The organism is Halorubrum sp. CBA1125, from assembly GCF_009742825.1.
Lineage (GTDB): Archaea > Halobacteriota > Halobacteria > Halobacteriales > Haloferacaceae > Halorubrum.
The window spans coordinates 1-1893 of the sequence record NZ_WPCE01000324.1 but is presented as its reverse complement, the minus strand read 5'-3'; the positions used below and the strand labels follow the sequence as shown (position 1 = coordinate 1893).

Sequence of the window (1893 nt, the reverse complement as noted above, 5' to 3'; positions counted from 1 at the left end):
ACGCCCGGTCGCCCGCGCGGTCCGGGTCGCTCATGGCGACACCTCCGCCGTCTCGGCGGCCCGTCCGGACTCGCCGTCGACCCCCTCGACGACATCGCAGAAGGCGGCGCGCAGGTCCGAACGGTCGGTGCGGTCGCCGGCGTCGATCGCGGCGACGACCTCGCTCACGGGGCCCGACGCGCGGACCTCGCCCTCGTGGAGGATCGCCACGCGGTCACAGAGCCGCTCGACCTCCGCGAGCGCGTGCGAGCAGAACACGACGGTAGCGTCCGTCTCGTCGTTGATCCGCTCGATTATCCGGTGGAACTCGTCGACGCCCCGGGGGTCGAGCCCGGCCGTCGGCTCGTCGAGGATCAGCACGGCCGGCTCCGCGAGCAGGACGCTCGCGAGCCCGAGCCGGCGCTGCATCCCGTTTGAGTAGCCTCCGACCGCGCGGTCCGCGGCCGCCGGCTCCAGTCCGACGCGGTCGATCGCCCGCGCGATCCGCCCGTCGTCGGGCAGCCCGCGGACGGTCGCGTGGAACGACAACACCTCTCGGCCGGTGAGCGAGGTCGGGAACCCCACGTGCTCGGGGAGGTAGCCGACGCGCTCGCGGATCCGGCGGCTCGCCGCGGTCACGTCCGTCCCGCCGACGGCGATCGTGCCCGCGTCGGGGCGGTCGTGGCCGACGAGCAGCCGGAACAGCGTCGACTTGCCCGCGCCGTTCGTCCCGAGCACGCCGAAGGTGGACCCGCTCGGGATCGAAAGCGAGAGCCCGTCGAGTGCTGTCACGTCGCCGTACGCCTTGTGAACGTCTGTGGCTCGAACCTTCATGACTCCGTGTCCTCCGTCTCGATCAGCCCCGCGTAGCGTCGCCAGTCGTGCGGCGGTTCCACGAGCGGCCGGCGGTCGACGACGCCGGGCGCCTCAACGACCGGGAACGAACTCTCCGCGAGCCGGACCGCCTCGAACGCGGGGCTGTTGGCGAAGGCGGCCGCCTGCGGGTGCTCGGCGACGAGGTGCTCCACCAGCCCGGCCGGCCGGTGGCGGATCTCGCTCACCCCGTCACCGGTTCGGTCGACGACGCGCGCGCCGGACCAGTAGTTGCCCCGCTCGGTGCCGTTCCACTCGGCCAGCGAGTTGCGCGGAGTCACGACCGGCTTCCCGTTCCCCACGAAGCTGTTGCCGACGACGACCTGCCCCGAACTGCCCGCCGAGCTGTGGATCCCGACCTCGTTGCCGAGCACGAGGTTGTCCGCGAGTCGGTTGTCCTGCGCGTTGTACACGTACAGTCCGTTCGCGTTGTCGACGAGGACGTTGCCGGTTATCTCGGAGTCCTCGATGTCCTTCGCCATGATCCCGTGCCCGCTGGTGTCGTCGTTGCGGACGGCGGTGTTGTTCGCCACCGTCAGCCCCTCGCTCACCATGAGCGCGTAGCCGACGCCGTTGTCGGCGGCGACGTTGTCCACGAGGCGGTTGTCATCCGAGTACATGTAGTGGACGCCGTACCGCGTGTGGCGGATCGTGTTGTTCTCGGCGAGGACCTCGGTCGCCCACGAGAAGTAGATCCCGTCGCGGGCGTGGGTGATCTCGCTGTCGCGGACGACGGTCCCTTCCGTCTCGTAGAGGTGGATCCCGTTGCCGCGGTCGGTGACCGGGTAGACGTCCGCCCGGCCGTCGATCCGGACGTTCTCGATCAGCGCGTCGTCGGCGCCGTTCACCCAGATCCCGTACGCCGTGTCCGTGATCCGGACGGTCTCGACGGTGGCGTTCTCGCCGGCGACGAAGACGCCCGCGTCCTCGTCGTTCACCGCGGAACCGGACCCGCGGATCCACAGCCCGGAGACGGTGACGTCCTCGCCCGCGATCGTGAGCACGCGACCCTCTCCGCCGCCGTCGAGCACGGCGCCGTCA

2 protein-coding genes are annotated in these 1893 nt (G+C 71.1%); both read right to left on the bottom strand.

All coding sequences use genetic code 11. From position 1 onward, the window contains the following. Window positions 1-30 precede the first annotated feature (30 nt). Entirely contained in the window at window positions 31-813 is a 783-nt protein-coding gene (locus GJ633_RS16295; RefSeq protein ID WP_156589604.1) for an ABC transporter ATP-binding protein, read from the bottom strand. Continuing rightward, on the bottom strand, window positions 810-1893 hold a 1084-nt coding region (gene nosD, locus GJ633_RS16290), incomplete at its 5' end, for a nitrous oxide reductase family maturation protein NosD (RefSeq protein WP_156589603.1). The genes nosD and GJ633_RS16295, both read right to left, overlap by 4 nt.

Coding starts and splice junctions, on each gene's coding strand:
- GJ633_RS16295 (WP_156589604.1), bottom strand. CDS start 813: ATGAAGGTTCGAGCCACAGACGTTCACAAGGCGTACGGCGACGTGACA.